Source organism: Mycobacterium timonense (assembly GCF_025821985.1).
In the GTDB taxonomy this organism is placed as follows: Bacteria; Actinomycetota; Actinomycetes; order Mycobacteriales; family Mycobacteriaceae; genus Mycobacterium; species Mycobacterium avium.
On record NZ_JACKSY010000038.1, the window covers coordinates 192,847 to 216,220 of the forward strand.

At 70.0% G+C, this 23,374-nt stretch carries 22 protein-coding genes, 1 tRNA gene and 1 pseudogene; 18 read left to right on the forward strand and 6 right to left on the reverse strand.

Annotated features, from left to right (window positions below; genetic code table 11):
- Positions 1 to 5 precede the first annotated feature (5 nt).
- The 7 genes from H7I87_RS10980 (at position 6) to H7I87_RS11010 (ending at position 6,160) form a co-directional block, all read left to right on the forward strand.
- On the forward strand, positions 6 to 767 hold the full coding sequence (locus H7I87_RS10980) for a 16S rRNA (uracil(1498)-N(3))-methyltransferase (protein WP_003876005.1): 762 nt from the start codon (positions 6 to 8) through the stop codon (positions 765 to 767).
- 160 nt (positions 768 to 927) lie between these two features.
- A complete protein-coding gene (locus tag H7I87_RS10985) occupies positions 928 to 1,986 on the forward strand; it encodes a PhoH family protein (RefSeq protein WP_011724544.1) in 1,059 nt (352 codons plus the stop codon).
- A 22-nt stretch (positions 1,987 to 2,008) separates the two neighbouring features.
- A complete protein-coding gene (gene ybeY / locus H7I87_RS10990; RefSeq protein WP_009976249.1) occupies positions 2,009 to 2,542 on the forward strand; it encodes an rRNA maturation RNase YbeY in 534 nt (177 codons plus the stop codon).
- The gene (locus H7I87_RS10995; protein ID WP_011724545.1) at positions 2,542 to 3,819 is read left to right on the forward strand and encodes a hypothetical protein; all 1,278 of its coding nucleotides are present in this window, start codon (positions 2,542 to 2,544) and stop codon (positions 3,817 to 3,819) included. The genes ybeY and H7I87_RS10995 overlap by 1 nt, the downstream gene beginning before the upstream one ends.
- Complete coding sequence (locus H7I87_RS11000) at positions 3,816 to 5,126, forward strand: hemolysin family protein (protein WP_003872523.1); 1,311 nt, start codon at positions 3,816 to 3,818, stop codon at positions 5,124 to 5,126. Before H7I87_RS10995 ends, H7I87_RS11000 begins: the two co-directional genes overlap by 4 nt.
- Positions 5,119 to 6,018, forward strand: coding sequence for a GTPase Era (era, locus tag H7I87_RS11005; protein ID WP_011724546.1), 900 nt, complete (start codon positions 5,119 to 5,121; stop codon positions 6,016 to 6,018). Before H7I87_RS11000 ends, era begins: the two co-directional genes overlap by 8 nt.
- 4 nt (positions 6,019 to 6,022) lie before the next feature.
- A complete protein-coding gene (locus tag H7I87_RS11010) occupies positions 6,023 to 6,160 on the forward strand; it encodes a hypothetical protein (RefSeq protein WP_011724547.1) in 138 nt (45 codons plus the stop codon).
- Between the two features lie 4 nt (positions 6,161 to 6,164).
- On the opposite strand, the gene H7I87_RS11015 is transcribed toward H7I87_RS11010, so the two are convergent.
- Both H7I87_RS11015 and H7I87_RS11020 read right to left on the reverse strand, forming a co-directional pair.
- Positions 6,165 to 7,622 (reverse strand): aminotransferase class I/II-fold pyridoxal phosphate-dependent enzyme, encoded by a 1,458-nt coding sequence (locus tag H7I87_RS11015; RefSeq protein ID WP_011724548.1) that lies wholly within the window; start codon positions 7,620 to 7,622, stop codon positions 6,165 to 6,167.
- A gap of 74 nt (positions 7,623 to 7,696) precedes the next feature.
- Positions 7,697 to 9,208: an amidase gene (locus tag H7I87_RS11020; RefSeq protein WP_023861401.1), complete on the reverse strand. Its 1,512-nt coding sequence runs from the start codon at positions 9,206 to 9,208 to the stop codon at positions 7,697 to 7,699.
- A gap of 61 nt (positions 9,209 to 9,269) precedes the next feature.
- On the opposite strand from H7I87_RS11020, the gene recO reads away from it, so the two are divergent.
- The 3 genes from recO to H7I87_RS11035 are packed head-to-tail and all read left to right on the forward strand — an operon-like array spanning position 9,270 to position 11,378.
- Complete coding sequence (gene recO / locus H7I87_RS11025) at positions 9,270 to 10,067, forward strand: DNA repair protein RecO (RefSeq protein WP_003878322.1); 798 nt, start codon at positions 9,270 to 9,272, stop codon at positions 10,065 to 10,067.
- The gene (locus tag H7I87_RS11030) at positions 10,060 to 10,950 is read left to right on the forward strand and encodes a decaprenyl diphosphate synthase (RefSeq protein ID WP_011724550.1); all 891 of its coding nucleotides are present in this window, start codon (positions 10,060 to 10,062) and stop codon (positions 10,948 to 10,950) included. Before recO ends, H7I87_RS11030 begins: the two co-directional genes overlap by 8 nt.
- Positions 10,950 to 11,378 carry a hypothetical protein gene (locus tag H7I87_RS11035; RefSeq protein ID WP_011724551.1) on the forward strand — a complete coding sequence of 143 codons (429 nt, stop codon included), beginning with the start codon at positions 10,950 to 10,952 and terminating at the stop codon, positions 11,376 to 11,378. Before H7I87_RS11030 ends, H7I87_RS11035 begins: the two co-directional genes overlap by 1 nt.
- Positions 11,379 to 11,456: 78 nt before the next feature.
- Here the strand turns inward: H7I87_RS11035 and H7I87_RS11040 are convergent, their stop codons facing one another.
- Both H7I87_RS11040 and H7I87_RS11045 read right to left on the reverse strand, forming a co-directional pair.
- Entirely contained in the window at positions 11,457 to 11,864 is a 408-nt protein-coding gene (locus H7I87_RS11040; RefSeq protein ID WP_003872515.1) for a Fur family transcriptional regulator, read from the reverse strand.
- Positions 11,861 to 12,241 (reverse strand): ArsR/SmtB family transcription factor, encoded by a 381-nt coding sequence (locus H7I87_RS11045; RefSeq protein WP_003878320.1) that lies wholly within the window; start codon positions 12,239 to 12,241, stop codon positions 11,861 to 11,863. The genes H7I87_RS11040 and H7I87_RS11045 overlap by 4 nt, the downstream gene beginning before the upstream one ends.
- Positions 12,242 to 12,483: 242 nt before the next feature.
- Here H7I87_RS11045 and H7I87_RS11050 point away from each other — a divergent pair, with 242 nt between their 5' ends.
- The 3 genes and pseudogenes from H7I87_RS11050 to H7I87_RS29170 all read left to right on the forward strand — a co-directional run bounded on the left by H7I87_RS11050 (position 12,484) and on the right by H7I87_RS29170 (position 16,087).
- Positions 12,484 to 13,875, forward strand: a complete 1,392-nt coding sequence (locus H7I87_RS11050; protein ID WP_019732215.1) for a glycine--tRNA ligase — start codon at positions 12,484 to 12,486, stop codon at positions 13,873 to 13,875.
- Between the two features lie 183 nt (positions 13,876 to 14,058).
- Positions 14,059 to 15,292, forward strand: a pseudogene (locus H7I87_RS11055) (PPE family protein).
- A gap of 507 nt (positions 15,293 to 15,799) precedes the next feature.
- A complete protein-coding gene (locus H7I87_RS29170; RefSeq protein ID WP_029245112.1) occupies positions 15,800 to 16,087 on the forward strand; it encodes a hypothetical protein in 288 nt (95 codons plus the stop codon).
- A gap of 46 nt (positions 16,088 to 16,133) precedes the next feature.
- Here the strand turns inward: H7I87_RS29170 and H7I87_RS11065 are convergent, their stop codons facing one another.
- A complete protein-coding gene (locus H7I87_RS11065) occupies positions 16,134 to 18,119 on the reverse strand; it encodes a TPM domain-containing protein (protein WP_063967205.1) in 1,986 nt (661 codons plus the stop codon).
- Between the two features lie 143 nt (positions 18,120 to 18,262).
- Between H7I87_RS11065 and H7I87_RS11070 the strand changes: the two genes are divergently transcribed.
- From H7I87_RS11070 to dnaG, 3 genes are all read left to right on the forward strand, one after another.
- A complete protein-coding gene (locus tag H7I87_RS11070) occupies positions 18,263 to 19,534 on the forward strand; it encodes a deoxyguanosinetriphosphate triphosphohydrolase (protein WP_003872507.1) in 1,272 nt (423 codons plus the stop codon).
- A gap of 67 nt (positions 19,535 to 19,601) precedes the next feature.
- Entirely contained in the window at positions 19,602 to 20,219 is a 618-nt protein-coding gene (gene sodC / locus H7I87_RS11075) for a superoxide dismutase[Cu-Zn] (RefSeq protein WP_009976271.1), read from the forward strand.
- 41 nt (positions 20,220 to 20,260) lie between these two features.
- The gene (gene dnaG, locus H7I87_RS11080; RefSeq protein WP_011724556.1) at positions 20,261 to 22,213 is read left to right on the forward strand and encodes a DNA primase; all 1,953 of its coding nucleotides are present in this window, start codon (positions 20,261 to 20,263) and stop codon (positions 22,211 to 22,213) included.
- Here the strand turns inward: dnaG and H7I87_RS11085 are convergent.
- A complete protein-coding gene (locus tag H7I87_RS11085; RefSeq protein ID WP_011724557.1) occupies positions 22,197 to 22,472 on the reverse strand; it encodes a hypothetical protein in 276 nt (91 codons plus the stop codon). The genes dnaG and H7I87_RS11085 overlap by 17 nt on opposite strands.
- A gap of 142 nt (positions 22,473 to 22,614) precedes the next feature.
- Here H7I87_RS11085 and H7I87_RS11090 point away from each other — a divergent pair.
- Positions 22,615 to 22,687, forward strand: a tRNA-Asn gene (locus H7I87_RS11090).
- Positions 22,688 to 22,738: 51 nt separating this feature from the next.
- Positions 22,739 to 23,374 carry a muconolactone Delta-isomerase family protein gene (locus H7I87_RS11095; RefSeq protein WP_011724558.1) on the forward strand — a complete coding sequence of 212 codons (636 nt, stop codon included), beginning with the start codon at positions 22,739 to 22,741 and terminating at the stop codon, positions 23,372 to 23,374.

Genomic DNA, 23,374 nt, shown 5'->3' on the forward strand with positions numbered 1-23,374 from the left:
CCGCCATGGTCGCGACGCTGTTCTACACCGACGAGCTGCCCGACGCCGGCTCGCTGGCCGTGCTGGGCGGCGACGAGGGGTTTCACGCCGCCACCGTCCGGCGGATCCGCCCCGGGGAACGCCTGGTGCTCGGCGACGGCGCCGGCGGGCTGGCCCGCTGCGAGGTGGAGCACGCCGGGCGCGACGGGCTGCGGGCGCGGGTGCTCGAACGCTGGACCGTGGCGCCGCCGAACCCGCCGGTGACCGTGGTACAGGCCCTGCCGAAGTCCGAGCGCTCGGAGCTGGCTGTCGAACTGGCCACCGAGGCCGGCGCGGATGGGTTCCTGGCCTGGCAGGCCGCCCGGTGTGTGGCCAATTGGCACGGCCCGCGGGTGGACAAGGGTTTGCGCCGCTGGCGGGCGGTCGCCAAGGCGGCGGCCCGCCAGTCCCGCCGGCCGCACATTCCCACCGTCGACGGGGTGCTGTCCACCGCGTCGCTGACGTCGCGGATCCGCGACGAGGTGGCCGCCGGCGCGGTGGTGCTGGCCCTGCACGAGTCGGCCACCGACCGGCTTACGGATGTGCCTGTGGCACAGGCGAAGTCGCTGTTCCTGGTGATCGGCCCCGAAGGCGGTATCGCCGACGACGAGCTCGCCGCCCTGCGGCAGGCGGGCGCGCTGAGCGTCCGGCTGGGCCCCCAGGTGCTGCGCACGTCGACGGCCGCCGCGGTGGCGCTGGGCGCGCTCGGGGTGCTGACCCCGCGCTGGGACGACGCCGCGAGCCCGTAATTTCGTCGCACTTTGGCCGCAGAAACGCAGGTCGGCCAACGACCGGGCCGCCCGGTGCGCCGCCTGAACATTGGGGCCAGCGTCGCGGCGGCGGTAGGATTAAAACGCCAGAAATCGCCGCGATCGGCCAGAACTTCAGAAGGCAGGCATCGAAAACCACGTGACGCCCCGCGACACCAGCGCTGCTGACGCAGCCGGAGCCCTCCAGGCCGACGCTCAAGTTCGCATCAGCATCGATGTTCCGCCCGACATCGTCATGGGCCTGCTGGGTTCGGCAGACGAGAACCTGCGCGCCCTGGAACGCAGCGTGATCGCCGACCTGCACGTGCGCGGCAACGCCATCACCATCTCCGGTGAGTCCGCCGATGTCGCCCGCGCCGAACGGGTGATCTCCGAGCTCGTCGCGATCGTCGCCAACGGCCAGGTGCTGACGCCGGAGGTGGTCCGGCACAGCGTCGCCATGCTGGCCGGCACCGACAACGAGTCACCGGCCGAGGTACTGACGCTGGACATCTTGTCCCGGCGCGGCAAGACGATCCGGCCCAAGACCCTCAACCAGAAGCGCTACGTCGACGCCATCGACGCCAACACCATCGTGTTCGGGGTCGGCCCGGCCGGCACCGGCAAGACCTACCTGGCGATGGCCAAGGCGGTCAACGCGTTGCAGACCAAGCAGGTCAGCCGCATCATCTTGACCCGGCCGGCGGTGGAAGCCGGTGAGCGCCTTGGCTTTCTGCCGGGCACGCTGAGCGAGAAGATCGACCCGTATCTGCGGCCGCTGTATGACGCCCTGTACGACATGATGGACCCCGAGGTGATCCCGAAGCTGATGTCGGCCGGGGTCATCGAGGTGGCGCCGCTGGCCTACATGCGCGGCCGCACCCTGAATTCGGCGTTCATCGTGCTCGACGAGGCCCAGAACACCACCGCCGAGCAGATGAAGATGTTCCTCACCCGGCTGGGTTTCGGGTCCAAGATCGTCGTCACCGGCGACATCACCCAGGTCGACCTGCCCGGCGGCGCCACGTCGGGCCTGCGCTCGGCGATGGAGATCCTGGACAGCGTCGACGACATCCACGTCGCCGAGCTGACCAGCGTGGACGTGGTGCGCCACCGGCTGGTGTCGGAGATCGTCGACGCCTATGCGAAGTTTGAAGAGCCCGGCCTGACCATGAACCGGGCGGCGCGGCGGGCGTCGGGCTCGCGCGGTCGTCGATGATGGTGTGCGGTGAGCGGGATCTATGAGCATTGAGGTGTCCAACGAGTCGGGTATCGACGTCTCCGAAGCCGAGCTGATCAGCGTCGCGCGGTTCGTCATCGCCAAGATGGACGTCAATCCGGCGGCCGAGCTGTCGATGGTGCTGCTGGACACCGCGGCGATGGCCGACCTGCACATGCGCTGGATGGACCTGCCCGGGCCGACCGACGTGATGAGCTTCCCGATGGACGAGCTGGAGCCGGGCGGCCGCCCGGATGCCCCGGAGCCGGGGCCCGCGATGCTGGGCGACATCGTGCTGTGCCCGGAATTCGCCGCCGATCAGGCGGCCGCGGCCGGGCACAGCCTGGGGCACGAGTTGGCGCTGCTGACCATCCACGGGGTGCTGCATCTGCTCGGCTACGACCACGGCGAGCCGGACGAGGAAAAGGAGATGTTCGCCCTCCAGGACCGGTTGCTCGAGGAATGGGTGGCCGATCAGGTGGAGGCCTACCACCAGGACCGCCAGCAGGAGCGCGACCGCCGATTGCTGGACAAGTCAAGGTATTTCGACAACTGATGCCCGCAAAATTGAGCCGACTCCGGATTCTGGCGGCCGCCGCGATCGCTTTCGCGCCGTTGTCGGTGGTGGTCGACGGCCCGGTGGCGCAGGCGGCGCCGTGTGCCGGCGCCGGGTCGAACCCGGTCTCCTGCCAGCACTGCATGTTCTACGTGAACGCCTACCACACCGCCAACGTGTGCAACGAGGACCGGCGGGGGGTGCAGGGCCCGCCGAGCAACGCGCCCACCCGGCCCCCGGAAGTGCCGGTGCCGGCTTACGAGCCGCCCCCGATCCCGGTGCCGGTGCAAAGCCCGCTGGTGTTGCCGCCGCCCAACGCGGGCCAGGGCGCCGTGCCGGTGCTCGAGATCAATCCGCCCGGGCCCGACGCGCCGCGCGACGCCCCCGTGGTGGCACCGCCCCGCGGCCTGGATGCGCCGTCGCTGGCGATCGCCGCGGCCAAGGCCGCCCCGGTGACCCGCGTCGACCCGGCCAACCCGCCCAAACCGCCCACCCAGGTGGACTTCAACCAGCAGGTGCAGAACGTGGTGGCCGCGCACCGGGAAAACGTCGACGTGCTCAAGGTCGACGAGCAACGGCTGATCCGCCCCCGCCACTGGGACTACATCGACTACGACGACGCCTACCGCCGCCCCACCCTCTACAACCCGCTCAATTCGGCGGTCACCTTCCGCTACTTCTACAACGGCGCCTACCAGCAGGCCTACCTGGCGCGCGGCGCGCGGATGGTGCTCGACGCCGCGACGGTCGGCGTGGTCCCGTTCACCGCGGTCGGCGACAGCTATGTGGCCGCGGGCAGCTTCTACGGCGGCGGATCGATCCCGCTGAACGGCTACAACGGCCCGCCGCCGCCGGACTACAAGCCGCCGGCGCCGCCGAAGCTGTACGAGAACGTGACGGCCTTCATTCCCGCCAAGGGTGAGACCGTCGAAGTCGGCCACGTGGCGGTGGTGGGTCACGACGGCAGCCAACCCGCGGGCAGCCAGGACACCTTCCTGCTCGACGACTCCACCCTGGCCTGGGGCCAGATCGACAACTCCAGCAGCGCCCCGGCCCAGATCCGGGTGATCAAGACCCAACCGCTGCCGGGCGCCGGGCCGACCGACGACGGCGGCTTTTTGGTGCTGCTGGCGGTCCACCACCAGGAGCCCGGTCAGCCCAGGCAGTCCGGGTGGGGTCTGGCGCTGCGGTTCGGGGGCTTCGCGGTGGTGGTGGGCGTGATCGCCTGGCTGCTGGCCCGCCGGAGCCGGTCCGAGGAGCAGAACGCCGATTCATGACCGGCTGGTCTGAGTTGCTGGGTGCGGTGGCGTTGATCGCCTTGGGCGGCCTGTTCGCGGCGATCGATGCGGCCATCAGCACGGTGTCGCTGGCCCGGGTGCAGGAGCTGGTGCGTGACGAGCGGCCCGGCGCGGTGGCGCTGTCCAAGGTGATGTCCGAGCGGCCCCGCTACATCAACCTGGTGGTGCTGCTGCGGATCACCTGCGAGATCACCGCGACCGTGCTGCTGGTGGTGTTTCTCTACGACAACTTCGGGCTCAGGTGGGGGCTGTTCGGCGCCGCCGCCATCATGGTGGTGACCAGTTTCGTGGTCATGGGGGTGGGTCCGCGCACCCTGGGCCGTCAGAACGCCTATTCCATCGCGTTGACGACAGTCCTTCCGCTGCAAGTCATTTCATGGCTGCTGATGCCGATCAGCCGGTTGCTGGTGGTGCTGGGTAATGCGGTCACTCCCGGCCGGGGGTTGCGCAACGGGCCGTTCGCCTCCGAGATCGAGCTGCGCGAGGTCGTCGACCTGGCCCAGCAACGCGGCGTGGTCGCCGCCGAGGAACGCCGCATGATCCAGTCGGTGTTCGAACTCGGTGACACCCCGGCCCGTGAGGTGATGGTGCCGCGCACCGAGATGATCTGGATCGAGAGCGACAAATCGGCGAGCCAGGCGATCAACCTGGCGGTGCGCAGCGGGCACTCGCGCATCCCGGTGATCGGCGAGAACGTCGACGACATCGTCGGGGTGGTGTACCTCAAAGACCTTGTGCAGCAGGCGCTCTTACCCGGCGGCAGCGGCCGGGCCACACCGGTGTCGCAGGTGATGCGGCCCGCCGTCTTCGTGCCGGACTCCAAGCCGCTGGATGCGTTGCTGCGGGAGATGCAGCGCGACCGGAACCACATGGCGCTGCTGGTCGACGAGTACGGGGCGATCGCCGGGCTGGTCAGCATCGAAGACGTGCTGGAGGAGATCGTCGGCGAGATCGCCGACGAATACGACCAGGCCGAGACCGCACCGATAGAAGACCTGGGCGACAAGCGGTTCCGCGTGTCGGCGCGGCTGCCCATCGAAGACCTCGGCGAGCTCTACGGCGTGGAGTTCGACGACGATCTCGACGTCGACACGGTGGGCGGCCTGCTCGCCCTGGAGCTGGGTCGGGTGCCGCTGCCCGGCGCCGAGGTGATATCGCACGGCTTGCGGCTGCACGCCGAAGGCGGCACCGATCACCGCGGCCGGGTGCGGGTGGGCACCGTGCTGCTCAGCCCGGTCGAATCCGACGGGTCACCCGACGGTGAGGAACCCGAGCATCATGACTGAATTCCGTTCCGGCTTCGTGTGTTTGGTCGGGCGCCCCAACACCGGGAAGTCCACGCTGACCAACGCGCTGGTCGGCACCAAGGTCGCGATCACCTCGATGCGGCCCCAGACCACCCGGCACACCATCCGCGGCATCGTGCACCGCGACGACTTCCAGATCATTCTGGTGGACACGCCGGGTCTGCACCGTCCCCGCACCTTGCTGGGCAAGCGGCTCAACGACTTGGTGCGCGACACCTACGCCGAAGTCGACGTGATTGGGCTGTGCATCCCGGCCGACGAGGCGATCGGCCCGGGAGACCGCTGGATCGTCGAGCAGATCCGCGCGACCGCGCCGAAGACGACGCTGGTCGCCATCGTCACCAAGATCGACAAGGTACCCAAGGACCGGGTGGCCGCGCAGTTGGTCGCGGTCAGCGAATTGGTCGGCGACTCAGCCGAGATCGTTCCGGTCTCGGCGGTGACCGGGGCGCAGGTCGACATCGTGATCGACGTGCTCGCCGCGGCGCTGCCGCCCGGGCCGGCCTACTACCCCGACGGGGAGCTCACCGACGAGCCCGAGGAGGTGCTGATGGCCGAGCTCATCCGGGAGGCCGCCCTCGAGGGTGTTCGCGACGAGCTGCCGCATTCGCTGGCGGTGGTCATCGACGAGGTCAATCCGCGGGAGGACCGCGACGATCTGATCGACGTGCACGCGCTGCTCTACGTCGAACGCGACAGCCAGAAGGGCATCATCATCGGCAAAGGGGGTGCGCGGCTGCGCGAAGTCGGCACCGCCGCGCGCGCCCAGATCGAGAAGCTGCTCGGCACCAAGGTGTATCTCGACCTGCGCGTCAAGGTCGCCAAGAACTGGCAAAGCGATCCCAAACAGCTTGGCAGGCTGGGCTTTTAGCGGGATGTGGTCGGTACGCGCAATCCTGCCCGGTCTGCGGCCGCGACTGCACCCGAACGGACCGGGCGGGCTGCGAGCATCGCTGGTGGCCGACGTGCCGGTGGACGAGGTGACCGGCGAGGTGCGCCAGTTGCTCGGGTGACGCCTCAGGCGAGCACCCGGATGGTCTGCAGCGACGGATCGGCCGCGTCGGGCAGGTTCGTCCCCGCGGCCACCCCGGAGCAAAGGTAGTCCAGCACAGCATCATTGAGCCGCTCGCCGGGGACGACGGCGGGGATGCCCGGGGGATAGGGCGTGATCTGTTCGGCGGCGATCCGGCCGGCTGCGGTTTTGGTCGGCACCTCCTGCACCCGCCCGAAAAACGCGTCGCGCGGCAATTCGACCGTTTCCAACTGCATTTCGCCCGGCGACGGCAGCGCGATCCGGGGGGCGGGGTCGAAGTCCTGCGCCGCGGTGCGCCACGCCCGCAGCGCATCGGTGAGACGGCCCAGCGTCTCCTTGTCGTCGGCCATGGACAAGGTGGCCAGGATGCGGCGGTGGTCGCTCATGCCCACGTCGATGCGCGCGTGCTCGCGCAGCCAGTCGGCGGCCTGATAACCCGATGTGCCGGTGCCGCATACGTCGATCAGCACCTGCATGCGGTCCAGGTCGTGGGACGCCTGCACGCCCAGCAGCTCGTCGTCGAGCACCTCCACATCGGGAATGAGCTCGATCTCGTCGCGCACCTGCCGCGCCAAATCCAATGCGGCGCCGAGCAATTGGTGACCGTGCTGCACCATCTGCCGGCGCCAGCCATCCATCGCCGCGTAGATCAGGACGTTGGGGCTGGTGGTCATCAGCAGATCCGCGCACGCCGAGAGGCGGTCCCGGTCGATAAGGTCGCCCTGGACGTGGAACACCGAGCCCTGCTCGAAACCGGCGCCCATCTTGTGCACGCTGACCACGCACACGTCGGCGCCGGCATCCATCGCCCAGGTCGGCAGGTCCTCGTGGAACGGCAGGTGCGCCCCCCACGCCTCGTCGAGGATCAACGGCTTGCCCCGCCGATGACACACCTCGGCGATGCCGGCGATGTCGGCGCAGGTGCCGTACGGGCTGGGGCTGACGACCAGCGCACCGGCGGCATCGGGATGCTTGTCCCAGGCCTCTTCGACCTGCTGCGGCGAGGGCGGATGAGAGAAGTGGCGCTCGGCGTCCCAGCGGGGAGTGATCCAGCGCGGCTGCACCCCGGAGAAGATCAGCCCTGCCACGATCGACTTGTGGCTGTCCCGGCCGACCAGCAGGCTGCCCTGGCCACCGGCCACCGCCATCATCGCCGCGCGCACCGACAGGGAGCTGCCGCAGGTGGAGAACCAGGCGATCTCGGCGCCGACGGCTTCGGCCATCAGGTCCTCCGCGCGCTGCAGGTAGCCGTTGCTGGTGCGACGGTCGTCGAGCCCGCCGCTGGCCAGCACGTCGTCGAGAAAGGGCTCGCGGCCCAGCACCGCGAGGACCCGATCGTCGGTGCCGCGGCCCTGCCGGTGCCCGGGCGGCGCGAACCCGTACCGGTTCTTGTCGCGATAGTCGGCCAGCGCGTTGAGCAAAGGTGCGTCGGATTGGTCCATTGCGCTCGGATACCCCGGTTGTGCACGGCCGACTCGCCGCGGCCGGCCGCCGGCGCGCTCGTCGCGGGCGGCCGTCACCCGGTGGGCGCGGGCTGGCCGGGGGCGGGGGGAGTGTCGGCGCTCTGGTCCCACCAGGGCTGCGGCTGTTTGCTCGCCCACCCGGACACCGCCTCCAACTCGGCGGCCAGCGAGATCAGCATGCCCTCGCTGTTGGCCGGGCCCATCAGCTGCACGCCGATCGGCAGGCCGTCGGAGGTGAAGCCGGCCGGAACGTTGATGGACGGCCAGCCCAGCACGTTCCACGGGAAGGTCAGCGGGCACGCCGCAATCATGGCGCGGTCGGTGCCGAAGCCGCTGAGCCGGTCGAAGGCGCGGGCCAGCGGCGGGGGTTGCGCGGTGGTCGGCGCCAGCACCACGTCGACGATGTCGAAGATCGAGCCCACCCGGCGCTGGTCGGCGGCCTCGTGGCGGCGGGCGCTGCGCAGGATCGCCTGTCCCAGCAGATGACCCAGCCGCAAGTTGGCCACCGTGCGGGGGTCCAGCACCACGCCGTCGCCCAACCGCTCCTCCCAGTCCCGCAGGCCGGCGGTGGAGCGGGCGAGAAAATCCCACGACAGCCGCATGCCGTAGTCCGGGTTGCCCGGCACCACGGTGTGGCCCAGCAGCTCGAGTTGCTTGCCCACCGCACGGGTCGCGGCCAGGATCTCCGGATGCAGCTTCGGCCGAAACCCCGTGTAGGGGAACCGGGTCGACAGCGCGATGTTCAACGGACCGGGCGCCTTGCCCACATAGTCGGAGGCGGTGATCGGGGGCGGTTTGTGCCGGTCGCCGTCGACGTTGCCGGACGCCGCGTCGAGCACCAACGCCGCGTCGGCCACCGTGCGGGCCAGCACGCCGTTGACCGTGATCCCGTTGAACGCCTCCGGCAGCGGCCAGGTCGAGATGCGTCCGCGCTGCGGCTTGATGCCCACCAGATGCGTCCACGCCGCCGGGATGCGGATGCTGCCGGCGCCGTCGGACCCGATGGCCGCGGTCACCAGGCCCGCGGCCACCGCCGCGGCGCTGCCGCCCGACGATCCGCCCGGGGTGTGCCGGCGCGACCAGGGATTGCGGGTGTGCCCGAAGCCCGGTCCGCTGGTGAACGGCCATTGCCCGAGTTCACAGGTGTTGGTTTTGCCGACGATCACCGCGCCGGCGGCCTTGAGGCGGCGAACCACCTCGGCATCGTGCGTGGCGGGCGGCACCGAGCCCTCGGTGCCGAAGGCGGTGGGCACGCCGGCAATGTCGACGTCGTCCTTGACGGCGATCGGAATGCCCAGCAGCGGGGCGGTGTCCCCGGCCGCGCGGCGCCGATCGGCCTCGGCGGCGTCGGCCAGCGCCGACTCGGTGAGCACCACCCGGAAGGCGTTCAGCGTGGGCTGGCTGGCATGGATGGCGTGCAGCGAGCGACCCACCAGTGTGGTGGAACTCACCGACCGGCTGGCCAGCTGATACAGCAGGTCAGTCAGGGTGGGCAGGCGCCGGTTGCCGGATCCGGAACCCGAGCCGGAAAGCGCCCCGGAACCCGACTCAGAAGCGCCAATCACGGGGTACGAGACTAACGGCGCGGATCCCCGCAATGTCGCGGCGGGGTGCAAAACTATTGGGATGCGGCTGTATCGAGACCGAGCTGTTGTGCTGCGCCAGCACAAGCTCGGCGAAGCCGACCGGATCGTCACCCTGTTGACCCGGGACCACGGGCTGGTTCGCGCGGTGGCCAAGGGGGTACGCCGCACCCGCAGCAAATTCGGCGCGCGGCTGGAGCCGTTCGCCCATATCGACGCGCAGTTGCATCCGGGCCGCAACCTCGACATCGTCACCCAGGTCGTCTCGATCGACGCGTTCGCCACCGACATCGTCAGCGATTACGGCCGCTACACCTGCGCGTGCGCGATGCTGGAAACCGCCGAACGCCTCGCCGGTGAGGAGCGCGCCCCCGCCCCGGCCCTGCACGGGCTCACGGTGAGCGCGTTGCGGGCGGTGGCCGACGGCCGCCGGTCCCGGGACCTGCTGCTGGACGCCTACCTGTTGCGCGCGATGGGCATCGCCGGATGGGCGCCGGCGCTGACCGAGTGCGCCCGCTGCGCCACCCCCGGCCCGCATCGGGCGTTCCACGTCGGCGCCGGCGGCAGCGTGTGCCCGCACTGCCGCCCGGCCGGTTCGACGACACCGCCTCCCGGCGTGCTGGACCTGATGTCGGCGTTGCACGACGGCGACTGGGAGTTCGCCGAGCAGACGCCGCAATCGCACCGCAACTACGTCAGCGGCCTGGTGGCCGCGCACCTGCAATGGCATCTGGAGCGCCAGCTCAAGACGTTGCCGCTCGTCGAGCGGACCTATCACATCGACCGCACCATCGCCGACCAGCGCGCCACGCTGATCGGGCAGGATATGGACTGTGGTTAGAGCCGAGCGCGCCCCGAAGTCGACCGGCTTCCCGCAGCTGCCCCCGGCGCCCGACGACTACCCGGTGTTCCCGGACAAGTCGACGTGGCCGGTGGTCTTCCCCGAGTTGCCGCCGTCGCCCGGCGGCGGGCCGAGCCGGCCGCCGCAGCACATCTCCAAGGCGGCAGCGCCGCGCATCCCCGCGGACCGACTGCCCAACCACGTGGCCATCGTGATGGACGGCAACGGCCGCTGGGCCACCGAACGGGGCATGTCACGCACCGACGGCCACAAGGCCGGCGAGGCGGTGGTCATCGACATCGTCTGCGGCGCAATCGAAATCGGCATCAAGTGGCTCAGCCTGTACGCCTTTTCCACCGAGAACTGGAAGCGGTCCCCCGAAGAGGTCCGGTTTTTGATGGGCTTCAACCGCGACGTGGTGCGGATGCGACGGGTGAACCTGAACACGATAGGGGTCAAGATCCGCTGGGTGGGTTCGCGGCCCCGGCTGTGGCGCAGCGTGATCAACGAATTGGCGATCGCCGAGGAGATGACCAAGCGCAACGACGTCATCACCGTCAACTACTGCGTCAACTACGGGGGCCGGGCCGAAATTGCCGAGGCCACAAAGGAAATCGCCCGGCTGGCCGCCGCCGGCCGGTTGAACCCCGAGCGCATCACCGAGTCCACCGTGGCGCATCACCTGCAACGGCCCGACATCCCCGATGTGGACCTGTTCTTGCGGACCTCGGGGGAGCAGCGGTCCAGCAACTTCATGTTGTGGCAGGCCGCCTACGCCGAATACATCTTCCAGGACAAGTTGTGGCCCGACTACGACCGCCGCGATCTGTGGGCCGCCTGCCAGGAATACGCTTCCCGCAACCGCAGATTCGGGAGCGCATAATGTCCTCGCTGCAAGAGCGTCTGGCATCGGTGCTGCGCGAGGTGCTGCCGTCGCAGGAGGAATCCGACGGCGCGCTGACCGTCCACCACCAGGGCACCATCGCCTCGCTGCGGGTGGTCAACATCGCCGAGGACCTCGACCTGGTGTCGCTCACCCAGATCCTGGCCTGGGACCTGCCGCTGACCAAGAAGGTCAGCGACCACGTGGCCAGGCAGGCCCGGGATGCCAACTTCGGCAGCGTGAGCGTGGTCGAGAAGGTCAACAAGACTGCGGTGCAGCGCAATTCGGGCAAGAACACCGCCAAGCTCGCCGACGTGATGCTGCGCTACAACTTTCCCGGCGCCGGCCTGACCGACGACGCGCTGCGCACCCTGGTGTTGCTGGTGCTCGATACCGGCGCCCGGATCCGTCACACCCTGACCGATTGAGTCCTTCCCGCCTGCCGAGCGTGAAGCTAGTTTCACGCTCGACCGCGAACGTGAAACTAGCGTCACGTTCGGCGCGGTTTACCGGCACTCCGAGCAGGTGCCGAAGATTTCGATGGTGTGGCTGACGTCGGAGAAACCGTGCTTGGCGGCCACCGCGGTGGCCCACTCCTCGACCTCGTGATCGCCCACCTCGATGGTGGACCCGCAACTGCGGCACACCAGGTGGTGGTGATGGTGCTCGGAACATCGGCGGTACACCGACTCGCCGGTGTCGGTGCGCAGCGTGTCGATCAGGCCCGCGGCGGCCATCGACTGCAGCGTGCGGTAGACGGTGGTCAGCCCGATGTTCTCGCCACGGCGGCGCAGCTCGTCGTGCAACTCCTGGGCGGAGCGGAAGTCGTCGAGGGTCTCCAGCAGGGTGGAGATCGCGGCGCGCTGCCGGGTGGAGCGGACACTGACTCCTGCCCCGTCGCCGGACGGCGTCATGGGCGCGGCTCTTCGCCGGCGTGGGCGACGGCGTCGACCACGATGTGCGCGAGGTGATGATCGGCGAGCCGGTAGAGCACCTCGCGTCCGGACCGCTCCCCGGCGACCACACCGGCCGCCTTGAGGATCTTCAGGTGCTGGCTGACCAGCGGCTGGGGCACCCCGAGCGCGTCGACCAGCTCGTGCACGCAGCGATGGGACTGGCGCAACTGCAGCACGATCGCGATCCGCACCGGCGCCGCCAGCGCCCGCAACAGCTCGCCGGCGGCGTCGAGGATGTCCCGCGGCGGCGGGACGGGGTAGTCGGCCGGACCGGGGTGGCCCGCGGCGGCGAGCCCGTCGTGGTCGTGGGCGGGCAGGCCCGGCTCCGGTCCCATGTCGCCGTCGGTGGCTGCCGGCATCGAAGCAGGTGAGGGGGACATCGTCATGGGAGCGGCATCACCTCGAGAATTGCCAGGTAGTGGGAAAGCATCCGCCGTTGAGTATCGCGACCGGCCGGCTTCCACTGTCACATGCATGATGACGCATGTCAAAGGTGGCGGGGCCGATCGCTACCATGACTGATGCTCTGCGCACCGCGGTCGATCGCCGCGCGTGCCCGCCCGAACCCGGAAAGGGAGTGCACCGCCTCGTGGCGTCCGTCATCGACACCGTAGTGAACCTGGCCAAACGGCGCGGCTTCGTCTATCCCTCGGGGGAGATCTACGGTGGCACCCGCTCGGCCTGGGACTACGGCCCGCTGGGCGTGGAGTTCAAGGAGAACATCAAGCGGCAATGGTGGCGCTCGGTGGTCACCGCCCGCGAGGACGTCGTCGGCCTGGATTCGTCGATCATCCTGCCCCGCCAGGTGTGGGTGGCCTCCGGCCATGTCGAGGTCTTCCACGACCCGCTGGTCGAGTCGTTGATCACCCACAAGCGCTACCGCGCCGACCATCTCATCGAGGCCTACGAGGCCAAACACGGCCACCCGCCGCCCAACGGGCTGGCCGACATCCGCGACCCGGACACCGGCGAACCCGGCCGGTGGACCGAACCGCGCGAGTTCAACATGATGCTCAAGACCTACCTCGGACCCATCGAGACCGAGGAAGGCCTGCACTATCTGCGCCCGGAGACCGCGCAGGGTATTTTCGTCAACTTCGCCAACGTGGTGACGACCGCACGCAAGAAGCCGCCGTTCGGTATCGGCCAGATCGGCAAGAGCTTTCGCAACGAGATCACCCCGGGCAACTTCATTTTCCGCACCCGCGAGTTCGAGCAAATGGAAATGGAGTTCTTCGTCGAGCCCTCGACCGCCAAGGAATGGCATCAGTATTGGATCGACACCCGGCTGCAATGGTATGTCGAATTGGGTATCGATCCGCAGAACCTGCGGCTGTTCGAGCATCCCGCCGACAAGCTGTCGCACTACTCCGACCGCACCGTCGACATCGAGTACAAGTTCGGCTTCGCCGGTAACCCGTGGGGCGAGCTGGAGGGGGTCGCCAACCGCACGGACTTCGACTTGTCCACGCACTCAAAGCATTCCGGGGTCGACCTGTCCTTCTACGACCAGGCCACCGACTCCCGCTACATCCCGTACGTGATCGAGCCGGCGGCCGGCCTGACCCGGTCGTTCATGGCCTTTCTGATCGACGCCTACGTCGAGGACGAGGCGCCGAATGCCAAGGGCAAGATGGAAAAGCGCACCGTGTTGCGGCTGGACCCGCGGCTGGCTCCGGTCAAGGCGGCGGTGCTTCCGCTGTCGCGGCACGCCGACCTGAGTCCCAAGGCCCGCGACCTGGCGGCCGAGCTGCGCCGGTTCTGGAATATCGAATTCGACGACGCGGGCGCCATCGGCCGGCGGTATCGGCGCCAGGACGAGATCGGCACACCGTTTTGCGTGACGGTGGATTTCGACTCGCTGGAGGACAACGCCGTGACGGTGCGCCGGCGCGACGACATGTCCCAGGAGCGGATCGGCATGGACGCCGTGGCCGACTACCTGTCGGCGCGGCTCAAGGGCTGCTAGCGCCGTCGTCGCCGACGCCTCCGCAGGACCGGATTCGGGAAATAAGGTTTGCGTAAATTCCGGCTTCCAACGCTAAGGGTGCCTTAGGATCTGCTCTGGGGCATAAGTCGATAACTAGTCGCCATGGGCGGATGTCGGGCCGTCCGTTGCAGGAGCCGTTAACTCGGCCGGTTGGGGTTGCGAATGATTCCCGCGTTTGTGTTCTTCCCTCCCGAGATCAACTCGGCCCTGATTGCGGGAGGCGCGGGCTCCGGACCCCTATTCGAGGCGGCCTCGGCCTGGGACGGGCTGGCCGCCGAATTGTCGTCGTCGGCGTCGTCATTCCAAACCGTGGTGACGGATTTGGCGGCGGGTCCGTGGATGGGGCCGTCGTCGGTGGCCATGACCGCGGCCGCTGCGCCCTATGTGCAGTGGCTGATCATCGCAGCGGCCCAGGCGGAAGTGGCCGCGTTGCAGGCCCGGCTGGCGGCGCTGGCCTTCGAGGGGGCGTTGGTGGCGACGGTCCCGCTGCCGGCGGTGCTGGCCAATCGGGCCAGGCTGCTGGTGTTGATCGCGACGAATTTCTTCGGCCAGAACACGGCGGCGATCGCGCAGACCGAGCTCGAGTACGTCGAGATGTGGTTGCGGGACGTGGCCGCCATGCTCGGGTATCACGCCGGCGCGCAATCGGCGGCGCAGGCCCTGCCGGCGTTCACGGTGCCCCCCGCCGGCCTGGGCGGCGGCGCGGCGTCCGCGGGCCTGGGCGGCCTGGCCGGGTTGGTGAGCGCACCGCTGAGCTTCGCGTCGCAGTTCTTCGAGGGCCTGTCCTCGCTGGGAACGGCGTTCGCCACCCAGCTGCAGTCCGTGTTGGCGGCGCTGCCGCCGGCGGTGTCGTCGCTGACCTCGTTGATCACCTCGACGCCAGTGGCGACGTTGACATCGGTGGCGCAGGCCGGGATGTATCCGGCCACCGCGCTGATGACGCCCATGGTGACGCTGGCCCAAAGCACCGCCCCGGCGGCGGCGCCGGCGGCGACACCCGCGCCGGCGCTGGTGAACACCGCCAAGATGCCCGTCGAGACCCCGCATGCCGCCGCCAACCCATTGGCCGACCTGCAGCCGCTGGCCGGTGGCGGGCTGGGCGCCCGTGGGGGTGGCCTCGGCGGGCCTGGGCACCGCGCGGTTCGTCGGGGCGATGGCAGTCCCGCCGACCTGGCAGGGGTCGATGCCGGCGTACATCGCCACCCCCGCGATGTCGGGCGCGCCCGGCGCGGCGCCGATGACGGCGGCGACAACGGGTTCGACCGGTTCGAGCAGCGGCGTGCCGGTGACCGCGATGGCGGTGGGGGACAAGAAGCCCGAGGGCGAGGACCGCGCGACCCGGGCGGAGGTGGTGCGGTCCCGGCCGAAGGTGGTGCCCCGAAACCGGCCCGGATAACGCCGCGCGGTGCCGCTGTGGCAGATGTGCATGAAGTGCATTGCGGCGCGAATTCGGAATTCTTCGGCCGGCGCGAAAACCGCGCACCGGCAAAGCCGAATTCGTCCGCCGTGTCGGTCAAACCGGAGCCCGGCGCCCGCTGCCCGCGGTGTCCCTGCCTCGCCCCGCAAGACGTCCCCGCGGTCGCCGGCCCGTCCGGCGCTCGGGGTTGCCCCGACCCCGCACGCCGTTCCCGGGCAGCGGAACCCCGTGCACGGCAAGGGTTTTAGCGCTGCCGGCGCGTACGAGGGATTAGCGCGGGCACCGGTCGGCGGCGTGTCGCGCTGCGACGGTGCACCGCCCGGGGCCGGACGGCGGCGGCCGATGCCGTTCGCCACACGCGTAACGTAAGGAAAATCAGCAATTCCCGCATATTCTCTTCAGTTTGTCTTACGATGTGAACCGGTTGGTGTAAATAGGTTCGCCACAGCGTCCGAACGCTTCGATCGGCTGTGGAAGGGGGCAGGGGTGCTGTTGCCTCTTGGTTCGCCGTTGCCGGATGACACGGTGTCGGCAGTACGCGGTGAGTCAGGCGTGCTGGGTGGCTTGTCGGTCCCACTCAAATGGGGCGTGGCCGTTCCACCCGACGACTACGACCACTGGGCGCCGAAGCCGGAAGCGAGCGCCGAGGCCGTCGAGGAGACGGCCGAGATGCCCCGCCCGACCGCGGTCGCCGACGGGGTCTGGAGCGGGTGGGACGGCGAAGCCGTACCGCGCACCGCGGGCGTTATACCGCATTCCCCGGCCGCCGGCTGAGCCCCGCTAGCACCGAAAGTCCCTGCGGGGGCTGGTTTCTGGTCGCTCAGAATCGGCCGCCGCCACCCAGGACACCGCCGCCGGAGGAACTCGTGCTGCCGCCGAACGACGCCGGGCTCCAGCCGCCGAACCCGCCGCGCATGCCCGAGCTCAGCAGGTCGCCGATGATGATGCCGCCGAGCATCGCGCCCATGTCACCGCCCCCGCCGCGCGGATAGGCGCGTCGCGCCGCTTGCACGTCGCCGTTGGCCAGCGACTGGGCCTCGGCGGCCAGCGTCGACGCCGCGTTGGCGTGCGCGATCGCATCGGCCGGGTCCGTCGCCCGCCTGTCCGCCGCGGCGTGCAAGTGCCGTTGCGCCTCGGCCAGCCGGGTGCGGGCCTCCGGCCCGATGCTGCCCCGGCGGGTGTCGATGTAGTCGGAGACCGCCCGCACCCGCGATTGCGCGGTGAACAGCGCCTGCTCCAGCGACCGGGCGAGTCGCTCGGCGGCGGCCCGCTCCTGAGCCACGGCGGCCAGCACCGCGTTGAGGCCCGCGTCGGCCTTGGTCAGCTGCCCGAACGCGCCCAGCGGATCGTCGGGCGCACCGGCGCGTGCGCCCTCGACGGCCCTGGTGGCCGCGTCGCGCGCGGCGGCCAACTCGGCGGCGTGGCCGGATTTGGTGTCGCGGGTGGCGGCCAGTAACTCCGCGGCGCGCTTGATGTCGTTTTCGATATCGGCCATCGCCGAAGGCAATTGGTCGATCGCGTGCCGGATGTCACCGGCCGCGTGGTCCACCGCGTCGAGTAGCGACCGGGCCTGCCCGAGCGCCGACTCGGCGGCGCGCACCGCGTCCACCAATCGGCCTTGCTGTCCGCTGACGGCCTGGCCGGCGAGCTCGCGGGCGGTGCCGATGTTGCGGTCGGCGAACGCCAGCCGCTCCTTGGCCGCCGTGACATTGCCGGACACCGAAGTCAGTGCGGCAGCGCTGAACTCGTTGTGCAGCGCCGCCAGCTGTTGCTCGGCCGGGCCGATGCGGGCGGTCAGTTCGACGTACTGCTGCGTCAGCCCGTCCAGCCGCGACGGGGCGTTGATCACCAGATCGCGCAGGCCCTCGAAGGCCTCGGTCTGCGATTCCAGTTCGCGGTCGGTGCGCGCCGCCGACACGATCACCTGGGTGAGCAGCTCGCGGCGCTGCGCGGGTGTCTCCGGCATGCCGTCATCCAATTGCTGGCGCACCGTAAACGCTTGGGAGAGAGCGGCTTTGGCGTTGGTGACGGCCTGGGTGAACGGTTGGGTGCGCTGGTCGCCGAATTCGGCGACGGCCAGGTCCAGTTCGTTGGCGCTGGTGCGCAACGCGTTGTCGACGTCGACCACCAGCGCGCGGGACAGGTCGTCGAGTGTCGGCAGCGGCAGCGCGGCCAGCGCGTCGAGGTCGGTGGGGTCGAGGCGGCGCGCCGCGGCCAATGCGGCGGCCCGGCGGCGCCGCCCGCGATAACGCATGACCAGCAGCAGAGCCATCACCGCGACGAGAAGGGCCGCCAGCGTCGCCAGCAGGATCACCCGGCCCGACGAGCCGGGCGCGGTGTCGAGCCCGGTGGCCGCGGCCACCGCCGCGCCGCTCCAGTCGCCGTCGTGCAGGGCGGGTTCGATCTTGTTGTGCCGCAAGGCGTCGACTCGACTCTGGTTGACGCCCCTGATGGTGGGCGGCACCAGGAAGGCGTAGGCGCGGTCGGTGGTGGCGACGGCCAGCAGCGCGTCGTAGTCGCCCAGGTCGCTGGTGCGCAGGGTGTCTTGTGCCCACCGGGTCGCGGTCTGCCCGGAGAAGGTGTCGACGTAGACCACCCACAGCCGGATGTGGCGGTCGGTGTAGAGCTTGTCGACGGCGGTGGTGATCGCCTTACGGCCGGAATCCGATAGCACTCCGGCGGTGTCGGTGAGGTAGTCGGACAAGCGCAGTGGTGGTTGCGCGCCGGCCGGCGGTGCCAGCAGACCCGCGCTGAGGCCGACCGTGAGGAGCGCGGCGAGCACGGCGAGCAGGCGAGCTGTGCGCATAGGGTCAATCTAGCCCCGCGACGATTCGGGCCGGAGGGCCCGATGAGGAGTGGGGCAATCGAACACAGCCCCGCGACGATTCGGGCCGGAGGGCCCGAGTCGAGCCGGACTCGGGCGGGCATTCCCTGGCAGACTGTGCGTCGGTGACCAGGAATCAGCACGACCCCTACGACGACTTCGACCGTCAGCGACGGGTGGCCGAAGCGCCCAAGACTGCGGGTCTGCCGGGCACCGAAGGTCAGCACCGCACCGACTTCGCCCGCGACCGCGCCCGCGTGCTGCACAGCGCCGCGCTGCGCCGCTTGGCCGACAAGACCCAGGTCGTCGGGCCGCGAGAGGGAGACACGCCGCGTACCCGGCTGACGCACTCGCTCGAGGTCGCCCAGATCGGTCGGGGGATGGCGGTGGGGCTGGGTTGCGATCTCGACCTCGTCGAGCTCGCGGGGCTGGCCCACGACATCGGCCACCCGCCCTACGGCCACAACGGCGAACGCGCGCTCGACGAGGTCGCCGCGGCATACGGCGGGTTTGAGGGCAACGCCCAGAACTTCCGGATCCTGACCAGCCTCGAGCCCAAAGTTCTTGACGCCCAAGGAAATAGCGCCGGGTTGAACCTGACGCGCGCGTCACTGGATGCGGTGATCAAATATCCGTGGCGGCGCGGCGAAGGCCCCGGGACAAGCAAGTTCGGCTTCTACGACGACGACCGGGAAGCGGCGGCCTGGGTGCGCGCCGGCGCCCCGGCCGGCCGGATGTGCCTGGAAGCGCAGGTGATGGACTGGGCCGACGATGTCGCCTATTCGGTGCACGACGTCGAGGACGGCGTCGTCTCGCAACGCATCGACCTGCGGGTGCTCGCCGACGACGACGAGGCCGCGGCCCTGGCCAAACTGGGCGAGAGCGAATTCTCCCGGGTGGGCGCCGACGACTTCATGGCCGCCGCGCGCCGGCTGTCGGCCCTGCCGGTGGTCGCCGCCGTCGGCAAGTACGACGCCACGCTGGCCTCCTCGGTGGCGCTCAAACGGTTGACCAGTGAGCTGGTCGGCAGGTTTGCCTCGGCCGCCATCGCCACCACCCGCGCGGCCGCCGGACCCGGGCCGCTGGTGCGCTACCGCGCCGAGCTCGCGGTCCCCGATCTGGTCCGCGCCGAGGTGGCCTTGCTGAAAATCCTGGCGCTGCAGTTCATCATGTCCGATCCCCGCCATCAACAGACCCAGGCCGGGCAGCGGGAACGGATCCACCGGGTGGCGCACTGGCTGTATGCGGGGGCGCCGCGAACGCTGGATCCGGTCTTTGCCGCCGCGTTCAACACCGCGGCCGATGACGGCGCCCGGTGGCGGGTGATCGTGGATCAGATCGCCTCCTACACCGAGGGCCGGCTGGAACGCATCGACGCCCGCCAGGCCGGTCCGTAGCACCGCGCCGGCGACAAGTCGCGCGGCCCGGGAAGCGGCGCGGGCGCGGCGAGTTAGGCTCCCCGATATGAAGAAAATCAGCGGCTCGCCCTGCATCGCCACCCTCTTGATGGGGCTTCCGGTTCTCGCCATGACCGCGTGCAGTTCACCGCAGCACGCGAGCACCCAGCCGGGCACCACTCCGCCGGTGAAAAGCGCCGCACCCACGTCCTCCGGTGCGACGACCACCCCGGCGCCCGGCGGCGGGGCGCTGACCGCGGAACTGAAGACGCCCGACGGCCGGTCGGTGGCCACCGCGACCTTCGACTTCACCGGGGGCTACGTCACCGTCACGGTGAAGACGGTGACCAACGGCGTCCTGACGCCCGGCCTGCACGGCCTGCACGTGCACGAGATCGGCAAGTGCGAGCCGAACTCGGTGGCCCCCACCGGCGGTGCGCCCGGGAACTTCCTGTCCGCCGGCGGTCACTACCAGGCCCCCGGCCACACCGGCAAGCCGGAAAGCGGCGATCTGGCCACGCTGCAGGTGCGCCAGGACGGCGCGGCCTATCTGGTCACCACCACCGATGCGTTCACCCGCGACGAGCTGTTGGCCGGTAACAAGACTGCGTTGATGCTGCACGGCGCCGAGGACACCGAGAACGCGATGGACCGGGTTGCCTGCGGTGTCATCGGTACCGGATAGCTTTTCCGTACCCGGCGCGCTGCGCGCCTTACACTGAGCCGATGTCCAGCCCGGCAGGTTCACGCGCTCCGGGCGATGGCCGTGCCCGGGGCCGGGGCCGGATTCCCGACCGCGACATCGCCGCCATCCGCGAACGGGTGCGCATCGATGAAGTGGTCGGCGATTACGTCCAATTGCGGCGTGCCGGTGCGGATTCGCTCAAGGGCCTGTGCCCGTTTCACGACGAGAAGTCGCCGTCGTTTCACGTCCGCCCCAACCACGGGCACTTCCACTGCTTCGGCTGCGGCGAGGGCGGCGACGTGTACGCGTTCCTCCAGAAGATCGAGCACGTCAGCTTCGTCGAGGCAGTCGAACTGCTCGCCGACCGGATCGGCCACACCATCACCTACTCCGGCCCGGCTACCAGCGTGCAGCGCGACCGCGGCAGCCGCAGCCGGCTCATCGCGGCCAACGCGGCCGCGGCGGAGTTCTACGCGGCGGCGCTCGAGTCCGACGAGGCGGCGCCGGCCCGCCAGTACCTGACCGAACGCAACTTCGATGCCGAGGCGGCCCGTCACTTCGGGTGCGGATTCGCGCCGTCGGGCTGGGATACGCTGACAAAACACCTGCAGCGCAAGGGTTTTGAGTTCAAGGAGCTGGAGGCGGCCGGCCTGTCGCGGCAGGGCCGGCGTGGCCCGATGGACCGGTTCCACCGGCGGCTGCTGTGGCCCATCCGCAGCTCGGCCGGTGAGGTGATCGGGTTCGGCGCCCGCCGGCTGTTCGACGACGATCCGATGGAAGCCAAGTACATCAACACGCCCGAGACGCTGCTGTACAAGAAGTCGAACGTGATGTTCGGCATCGATCTGGCCAAACGCGACATCGCCAAGGGCCACCAGGCCGTGGTCGTCGAGGGCTACACCGACGTGATGGCGATGCATCTGGCCGGGGTCACCACCGCGGTGGCCTCCTGCGGCACCGCCTTCGGCGACGAGCATCTGGCGATGCTGCGCCGACTCATGATGGACGACAGCTTCTTTCGCGGTGAACTGATCTACGTCTTCGACGGCGACGCGGCGGGGCGGGCCGCGGCGCTCAAGGCGTTCGGCGGCGAGCAGAACCTGGCCGGGCAGTCCTTCGTCGCGGTCGCGCCGGACGGCATGGATCCCTGCGACCTGCGGCTGCGCTCCGGCGACGCCGCGCTGCGCGACCTGGTGGCCCGGCGAACACCGTTGTTCGAGTTCGCAATCCGGTCGGCGCTCGCCGAGCTGGACCTGGACAGCGCCGAGGGCCGGGTGGCCGCGCTGCGCCGCTGCGTGCCGATGGTGGCCCAGATCAAGGACCCCACGCTGCGCGACGAGTACGCCCGCCAGCTCGCCGGCTGGGTCGGCTGGAGCGACGTCGCGCAGGTCATCGACCGGGTGCGCAGCCAGTCCAAGCACTCCGCCGGCGCGGGGCGCGGCGGCTCCGGCGGCAGGGTCTCGCGCCGCGCCGAGCAGTCCGCCGCCCCGGCCGGTCCCGCCGCCAGCCGTCCCGACCCCCGCGATCCCACCCTGTGGCCGCAGCGGGAGGCACTCAAGTCGGCGTTGCAGTACCCGGCGCTGGCCGGGCCGGTGTTCGACTCGCTGACCGTCGAGAGCTTCACCCATCCCGGGTACGCCGCCGTGCGTGCCGCGATCGAGGCGGCCGGCGGCACGTCGAGCGGTGTCACCGGCGGGCAGTGGATCGAGGCGGTGCGCGACCGGGCCTCCTCGCCGCTGACGGCGGGGCTGATCAGCGAACTGGGTGTCGAGGCCATCCAGGTCGACGACGAGAAGCTGCCGCGCTACATCGCCGGCGTGCTGGCCCGGCTGCAGGAGGTGTGGATGGGTCGGCAGATCGCCGAGGTCAAGTCGAAGCTGCAGCGCATGTCGCCCATCGAGCAGGGCGACGAATACCACGCGCTGTTCGGGGACCTGGTGGCGATGGAGGCCTACCGGCGCAGCCTGTTGGAGCAGGCTAGCGGGGACGATTAGACGGCGCCAGGGCCTCGTCGGCCGGCTCGGCCTCGCGTTCCATGATGGCGGTCCGGTCGTCGATCTGCGCCAGAGTGACGAACCCGGCGTCGGGCGAGATCCGATTCGCGATCTTGCGCCGGCCCCCTTCGATCACCGACTTGGCCACCGGGCTGCTGGTCAGCGCGCGGTAGGTGCCGACGATCTGCTCGTATCGGCGCCGCCCGGCCTTCGAGCCCAGCACATACCCCAGTCCAAGCACCACGACATACCGGATCAAAGCGTTCCTCCCGACTATCGATGGCTCCATCCTGCCTCACCGGATGGGGTGCAGGCGTCCGCGATCGCCACGGTATGCCACGGGTCACGCTAGTTGGGTGCGGTCGTGCCAGTACGCTAGAGTCGTCCCGCGATCGGGTTAGTCCCCTGTAGCTCAATTGGCAGAGCATTCGGCTGTTAACCGAAGGGTTCCTGGTTCGAGTCCAGGCGGGGGAGCACTTTCTGCAGCGCCCGGCGTCGGTGAGCACGAATCACTTGGGAGACCCGATGGAGTTCCTGGTTGCCGCGACGACCCAGGTTCCCGACGGCACCCCCGCGGAAGCGGTCGACGACCTGCGGGCCCGGGAATCCGCACGCTGCCGTGAGCTGGCTCGGCAGGGGCAGTTGCTGCGCTTGTGGCGCGCGCCGTCGCCGCCCGGCCGGTGGCGCACGCTGGGCCTGTTCGCCGCGGCCGACGACAACGCGCTGGAACAGCTGCTCGCCTCGACGCCGCTGCGGGCGTGGCGCACCGAGGAGGTGACGCCGCTGCCGGTGCACCCGAACGATCCGACCGCACGCCTGATCACCCCGGAGCCGGTTTCGGGCGGGGCTGCCGAGTTTCTGCAGGCCATCACCATCCGGGTTCCCGCCGACGCGCCGCAGCGGGTGGTCGACGACGTGCTGGCCCGTGAGGCCGAGCGCGCCGTCGAGCTGGGCGCGCAGGGCTGCCTGCAGCGGCTGTGGTGGCTGCATTCCGGCCCGGGCGATCCGCGCGTGCTGGCACTGTGGCGCACCGCGGACACCGAAAGCCTGGCGGCCGTGCTGCGCTCGCTGCCGCTGCACGCCTGGCTGCAGGTGGACACCACGACGCCGCTGCACACCCATCCGGACGACCCGGTCAGCGGCTCACTGGCGGGCCGTTAG